The 6,957-nt window shown below is 53.4% G+C and carries 6 protein-coding genes; 5 read left to right on the forward strand and 1 reads right to left on the reverse strand.

The window, feature by feature from the left end; genetic code table 11:
• Positions 1 to 105: 105 nt before the first annotated feature.
• A complete protein-coding gene (locus tag M979_RS01420; protein ID WP_064553275.1) occupies positions 106 to 1,326 on the reverse strand; it encodes an amino acid deaminase in 1,221 nt (406 codons plus the stop codon).
• Between the two features lie 202 nt (positions 1,327 to 1,528).
• Here M979_RS01420 and M979_RS01425 point away from each other — a divergent pair, with 202 nt between their 5' ends.
• The 5 genes from M979_RS01425 (at position 1,529) to M979_RS01445 (ending at position 6,440) form a co-directional block, all read left to right on the forward strand.
• A complete protein-coding gene (locus M979_RS01425) occupies positions 1,529 to 2,959 on the forward strand; it encodes an N-acyl-D-amino-acid deacylase family protein (RefSeq protein WP_064553278.1) in 1,431 nt (476 codons plus the stop codon).
• Between the two features lie 17 nt (positions 2,960 to 2,976).
• Entirely contained in the window at positions 2,977 to 3,372 is a 396-nt protein-coding gene (locus M979_RS01430) for a RidA family protein (RefSeq protein WP_064553280.1), read from the forward strand.
• A 146-nt stretch (positions 3,373 to 3,518) separates the two neighbouring features.
• Entirely contained in the window at positions 3,519 to 5,009 is a 1,491-nt protein-coding gene (locus tag M979_RS01435; protein WP_034456804.1) for a sodium:solute symporter family protein, read from the forward strand.
• On the forward strand, positions 5,006 to 5,860 hold the full coding sequence (locus M979_RS01440) for a 2-dehydro-3-deoxygalactonokinase (protein ID WP_064553282.1): 855 nt from the start codon (positions 5,006 to 5,008) through the stop codon (positions 5,858 to 5,860). Before M979_RS01435 ends, M979_RS01440 begins: the two co-directional genes overlap by 4 nt.
• Complete coding sequence (locus M979_RS01445; RefSeq protein ID WP_064553284.1) at positions 5,847 to 6,440, forward strand: 2-dehydro-3-deoxy-6-phosphogalactonate aldolase; 594 nt, start codon at positions 5,847 to 5,849, stop codon at positions 6,438 to 6,440. Before M979_RS01440 ends, M979_RS01445 begins: the two co-directional genes overlap by 14 nt.
• Positions 6,441 to 6,957 lie beyond the last annotated feature (517 nt).

Below are 6,957 nucleotides of genomic sequence, written 5' to 3' on the forward strand. Positions count from 1 at the left end.
GCGGAAAACCTCCGCACCTTACAGATCTCGCCCTGAAAAAATGACCAGATTGAGATCTGTATAAGAGACATCCCCTGGAAAGGGGAGGGATGGGCCTGACCCGTTCTAAAACGCCGTCTCTAATGTTTCCAGCACGTTATACTCATCGTCAATCAAATACAGCGCTTTCCATTTGTCGAACGTCAGGCACGGGTGGGAGGTGCTGAACACCAGAATATCCCCCACCTGCACATCTGCTCCGGGTTTAAGTTTCAGCATGGCGTGCTGATCCATAATGCCGGTGGTTTCGATGTTATTAGCCAAAAGTTCCAGCGGTTTGCCTGCCCGATAATGCGCAACTGGCTGCGGTAAACCTGCGTCAAAAGCGCTGTCACGTTTGCCAAAATTCACAATCGCGCGGTCGCTTTCCGGTACGGATTGCACCATCGCAACCAGCTCCAGAGCCGAGACTAAATCCCCGCCAAGATCACAGGCGACTTTATCGCGTGCCATAAGCTCGTCCTGCGCTTCCTGATAAATACCAGCATCGTGCGTGATGTAACAACCCGGGCGGATAACAATGCGGCAGTTTGCCGGTTTTTGCGCGGCCAGCCAGACATTACACACCACGTCATACCAGACAGAACCGGCACCCGTAAGGATAAATTCCCCATCAACGTATTGCTCAAGCGTGCAGGCGAGTACCGCGGCGTCGCGCAGTAAGGCTTCCACTTTCGGCTGCGGATTTTCGCCGTGCAGCACGCCTTCATACAGTTCCAGACCACGTAAGCGCAGGCCCGGGAGTGTAGATATTTCCTCGGCCAGGGTTTGTGCCTGTTCAGTCGTGCGACAACCACAGCGCCCACCTGGCACACCCAGCTCAATCAAAATATCAAGCTGCTGGTTATTCGCGCTAAAGAAAGCAGAAAGCGCTTTTGCGTTGGCAAGACTGTCAACGCAGCACAGATAATCAACATCCGGGTACTGTGTTTTTAGCTGTGAAACCAGCTGCATATTCGCTTTGCCAACCAGTTGGTTAACCATCAATACGCGTTTGATACCGCTGACCATCGCAATACTTGCTTGCCAGGCACTGCCAACACCTATCGCCCAGGCTCCTGCTTGTTGCTGCTGCTGGAAAATCCACGGCGTCATGGTGGTTTTCCCGTGGGGGGCCAGGGAGACACCGCGCGTATCGGCATAGCGCTGCATCCACCGGATATTGTTCTCCAGTGCATCTTTTTTGATAACGGCTGCGGGTAAACAAATATCTTCGTTGAGGATATTGGCAGGGGTAAACATCAGGGCTGATTTGTGTGGAACGAGGTTACTGTTCTGGTATTTCATAACATTATTCCTTTGGTTTTTTCTTTTGCATCACGATGGATATCATATTTAATTTAATGAAAATTAAGGTTTTTATTTATATTTTTGATGTTTTATGAATAAAAGTATCACAAATTCATATGCATTTTGCGTAGTCTTCCACTGTTTTTTACGCTTGTAAATGGTTAACTTTAGTCCAGCACATAACGGGGGTAAGGATGAGATGAAGTTCGACTATCTGTTCAGGAATGTCACAGTCATTGATGGTAGCGGCGGCCCGGAATACCGCGCCGATGTTGCCGTGCAGGGCGATCGCATTGCACAAATCGCACCGGCAATTAGCGGCTCGGCACAGCATGAAATTGATGGCGCAGGCCGTGTACTGGCCCCAGGTTTTATTGACGTTCATACCCACGATGACATCAACGTTATCCGTATGCCGGAATATTTGCCGAAAATCAGCCAGGGCATCACCACGGTGATTGTCGGCAACTGCGGCATCAGCGCGGCGACGGCGACCATGAAAGGCAGTGTGCCAGATCCGATGAATTTGCTCGGTGAAGTGGAGCACTTTATTTACCCAACGGTTGCTGCTTACGCGCAGGCCGTAGAACAGGCTAAACCTGCGATCAACGTCGGCACGCTGATTGGCCACACGGCGTTGCGTAACAATCATATGGACGATTTGTACCGCGCGGCCACTGGGGAAGAAATCGCCGGAATGCGCGAACAGCTTCGACTGGCGTTGCAGCAAGGCGGGCTGGGGTTAAGCACCGGCCTTGCCTACGGTAGCGCGTTCCAGTCCACCACCGAAGAGGTGATGGCGTTGGCGGAAGAACTGGCGGCGGGGAAAGGTATCTACACCACCCATTTACGCTCTGAGTTTGAACCGATTCTGGAAGCGCTTGATGAGGCGTTTCGCATTGGTCGCCACGGCAAAGTGCCGGTTGTGGTTTCGCACCATAAATGCGCTGGAGCAAAAAACTGGGGGCGCACTGTCGAAACCCTGAAATTGTTCGACAAAGTGCGCGAACAGCAGGATGTTTCCTGCGACTGCTATCCGTATTCCGCCAGTTCATCGACGCTGGATATGAAACAAATTACCGAAGATTTCGACATCATTATTACCTGGTCGGAACCGCATCCTGAAGTTGCCGGGCAGTCGTTGAAACAAATTGCGCAAAGCTGGTCGCTGTCGCTTCAGGAGGCAGGGAAATTGCTGATGCCCGCTGGCGCGATTTACTACAACATGGACGAGCAGGACGTGCGGCGCGTGTTGAGTTACCCGGTGACGATGGTCGGTTCCGACGGTTTGCCGAACGATCCGATGCCGCATCCCCGCCTGTGGGGCGCATTCCCACGCGTGCTGGGGCACTATAGCCGCGACGAGAAATTATTCCCGCTCACGGTTGCGGTTCACAAGATGACGGGCATGTCAGCGGCGCGTTTCCAGCTCCCTGAGCGTGGCCTGGTGAAATGCGGCTACTATGCTGATCTGGTGATGTTCGACCCGCAAACCGTGCGCGACGTGGCAAGTTTTAGCGATCCCCAGCAGCCCGCCGCCGGTATTGAAGCCGTGATGGTTAACGGCGTAATGAGTTATGGTCGTGATAAGAAAGTGATTGGGCGTGCCGGACGTTTTCTACGTCGGTAAACAAATAAGGAGCAACAATGAGCATTAAACGTTATGGAGTAGGTGGCAGCACCGGTACGGGCGGGCAGCGTCTGCCGTTTGCTAAAGCGGTGGAAGCGGGCGGCTGGCTGTACGTTTCCGGGCAAACCCCGATGAAAGACGGTGAAGTGGTCGAGGGCGGCATTATCGAGCAGTCCCGCCTGGCGATTCAGAACTGCGTGGATATCATGGAAAGCGCGGGTTACACCCTGGAAGACGTTGTGCATGTGAAGGTTTTCCTGACCGATGCGCGTTATTTCCAGTCGTTTAACAAAGTGTTCAGCGAGTTTTTTGCCGACCATCCGCCCGCTCGCGTGTGCTGCGTGGCTGACCTGGTGGTCGATTGCAAAGTGGAAGTGGATTTGACCTGTTATAACGCCGAACGCGCAAAATAATCTGACTTAGGGTGGATGGTGCCTGCGCATCCACCCTACAAAATAACTATTACGACATAACTCCGGTACGCCAAGAACGTGCCAACGGGTTTTCTGCGCCCTTTTTTCAGAAAGCCAATGCAACTTAATTAATCTGGAAGTAAGCCATGAATAATTATTCTTTCCTTATTTGGTTTGGAATTTATGCCTGCGCGATGATAACGCTGGGTTGGTATGTTTCGCGTAACCAGAAGAATGGCGACGACTTTTTATTAGGTGGCCGTTCATTACCGATGATCCTCACACTCGGTTCGACCGTGGGCACCATGGTCGGAACCGGCTCAAGCGTGGGGGCCGTGGGTTTTGGCTACACCAACGGCTGGGCGGGAATGCTTTATGGTCTTGGCGGTGCAGTCGGTATTTTGCTGGTGGCCTGGTTATTTGCGCCAGTGCGTAAAATGCGTTTTATGACCATGAGCGAAGAAATATCGTATTACACAGGCGGCAGTAAAATTATTAAGAACGTGGTCGCGATATTAATATTCATCGCTTCCATTGGCTGGCTGGGTGCTCATATTTTAGGGGGCGGTTTATATCTTGCCTGGGCCAGTGGGATCAATATTAATACGGCGAAAATTATTATTGCTGCAGCCTTTATCGTTTACGTGGGAATTGGCGGTTATTCTGCCGTGGTCTGGATTGATACTGTTCAATCGTTAATTCTGTTTATTGGCTTTATTTTAATGGCGGGGCTGGCGGTTCACCACGTTGGCGGCTGGAGTCACATTCAGCAAACGGTTGATCCGGCAGCACTTAGTCTGTTTGCGGTAGATAAACTCGGCATTTTGCCTGCTTGCTCTCTGGCGATAGTGATTGGCGTCGGCGTAATGGCGACACCGTCTTACCGCCAGCGTATTTACTCTGCAAAATCAGTAGGTACAGTGCGTAAATCCTTCGTGATTACCGGCCTGCTGTACCTAGGCTTCTCCTTCCTGCCAGCGATTATCGGCATGGCGGCGTACACCATGAACCCGGCGCTGGAAAACAGCGGCTTTGCATTCCTGTTCGCCACCCAGGTTCTGCCGCCGGTACTGGCGATGGCGGTGCTGATTGCCGGGATGTCGGCCAATATGTCTTCGGGTAGTTCCGATGCTATCGCCGCAGTTTCCATTATGCTGCGCGACCTTTACACGCTGGTCACCGGCCATATGCCTGCACCTGAAAAAGCGATTCGTATGTCGCGTATTTTCCTCGTGCTGGTGATTGGCCTGGCGCTGCTGTTCGCGCTGACTTCCAACGACATCATCAGTTACATCACCAAAATGATCTCGATGATCATGTCCGGGATGTTTATCTGTTCGATATTGGGCCGCTTCTGGAATCGCTTTAACTGGCAGGGTGCATTGGCTGCGCTGATTGGCGGAGCGGGTACCTCGATGGTGATGCTGGCGAATGATAGCTGGATGAGTGTTTGGGGAAATCCGGTTGTGCCTTCGGTGCTGGCGAGCCTGGGCTTTGCAGTTGTGGTTACTCTGGTGACACCAGCCAGCAAAATGAGCCGTGAAGAAGCGCTGGAGATGATTACCCGCGAACGTGAAAGCCAGCCGGATGCCGTACCGGTGCCGCTGGGTAAACGCGCTACGGGGAGCGCACGATGAGCGAGAATTATATCGCCATCGACTGGGGCTCCACGCACCTGCGCGCCTGGCTGTATCGCAACGGGCAGTGTGTGGACAGCCTGCAACTGTCTTATGGCGTCAGCCGCCTGGTTGAGCAAACTGCTCGCGAAGTGTTTGATAAATATATTGAGCCGTGGCGCAAACGCGAAGCACTACACGTGGTAATGGCGGGAATGATTGGTAGCGATGCGGGCTGGCAGACCGTGCCGTATCTGGCGTGCCCTGTGTCGTTGCATGAACTGAGTGCGCAACTCTATGAAGTCGCCCCGCTGGTGTGGATTGTGCCAGGTTTGCACACTTCACGAAACGTTATGCGCGGCGAAGAAACGCAGTTGCTGGGCGCGATGCAATTGGCTCCAGCTTCTTGTTACGTTTTGCCCGGCACGCACAGCAAATGGGTGCGGGTCGCGAATGGCGCGGTGAGCGATTTTTCCACGGCGATGACCGGTGAACTGCACCACGTTCTGATGAGCCACTCGCTGATTGGCAAAGGGCTGCCAGAACAAAGTGAAGATCCGGCAGCGTTCCAGGCTGGCCTGCAATACGGGCTGGATTCCCCCTCGCTCGTCACCCGGCTTTTTGAAGCGCGTGCGTTGCGAGTGCTGGGCGAACTAGCGCCGGAATCCGTTAGCGAATGGCTTTCTGGCCTGCTGATTGGCGCGGAAGTCGCGGCAATGGATGCGGTAGAAAATGTGACGCTGGTAGGCGGTGAATCGCTTTGCCGCCGCTATCGACAGGTATTTGAAAAGGCTGGCGTCACGGTCAGTGAAATTGCGGGTGATACCGCATTCCAACAAGGGATAAGGAGCATTCTCGATGCAAGACGCTAAACCGTTAGTTGCCATTTTGCGCGGCATTCAGCCTTTTGAGGCCGGCAGCCATGTAGCGGCGTTGATTGAAGAGGGGTTCCGCTACATTGAGATCCCGCTGAACTCACCGGACTGGCAGCAAAGTATCCCGCAAATGGTGAGTCGCTACGGCGAGCAGGCATGTATTGGCGCGGGAACGGTGTTGAACGTCGAGCAGGTCGATTTTCTGGCGCAGGCGGGTGCACAACTGGTGGTTACGCCGAATACCAATCCGGCAGTGATTCGCCGGGCTGTGGACGCGGGAATGCTGGTTTGCGCAGGTTGCGCCACAGCAAGCGAAGCCTTTACTGCCCTGGAGGCCGGTGCGCAGTGGTTGAAGATTTTCCCATCATCGGCATTTGGGCCAGCCTATATTTCCGCGCTGAAAGCAGTATTGCCACCGAGCGTGCCGGTGCTGGCTGTAGGTGGTGTGACGCCGGAAAATCTGAATGAATATCGGCAAGCAGGTTGCGCTGGTGCAGGGTTGGGCAGCGATTTGTATCGTGCCGGGCAGAGTGTGGAAACCACACGCGTTCAGGCTCGGCGATTTACGGCGGTTTGAAGGCTGGGATGCTCTCATCCTAACTCTCTCCCAGGGAGCGGTCTCTTAGTCACATCTATGGGTTCAGTGCAGTGGGTATTCACTCTGCCAGTACCGTGAAGGTTCCGTTCACCAGGCGTTCTGTGTTTTATGCAGCTACCGAACCGGTGAACGTCTTAGGGGAGTTCACCGTCACTCCCCTAAGAACCCCGACTCCCGGCAAGCAAATCGCCGCAAGCGGTAAACCTCCATTTTCCCTCATTTTTAGGGTCGGTTGCGATTCGTTGATTCGTCACATCCCTGTGACGAACCACTTCGTGGCCAACGCAAGCATTGTTCAAAAATGTTCCAGACATTTTTGTCTGACGATCACAACCTCTCGCCGTTCCCGACGGCTCGACCCTAAAAATGAGGGAAAATGGAGGCGATTTAAGCCGGACCCAACACCCTCGCTTCCACTCAGCATTATTACTTGTGCAAGGTATCGCTTTAGATTCTTCAGCAAAACCAAAGGTAACATTATTCCCAGAACGTGCAG

The organism is Buttiauxella noackiae ATCC 51607 (assembly GCF_001654865.1).
GTDB classification, from domain to species: Bacteria; Pseudomonadota; Gammaproteobacteria; order Enterobacterales; family Enterobacteriaceae; genus Buttiauxella; species Buttiauxella noackiae.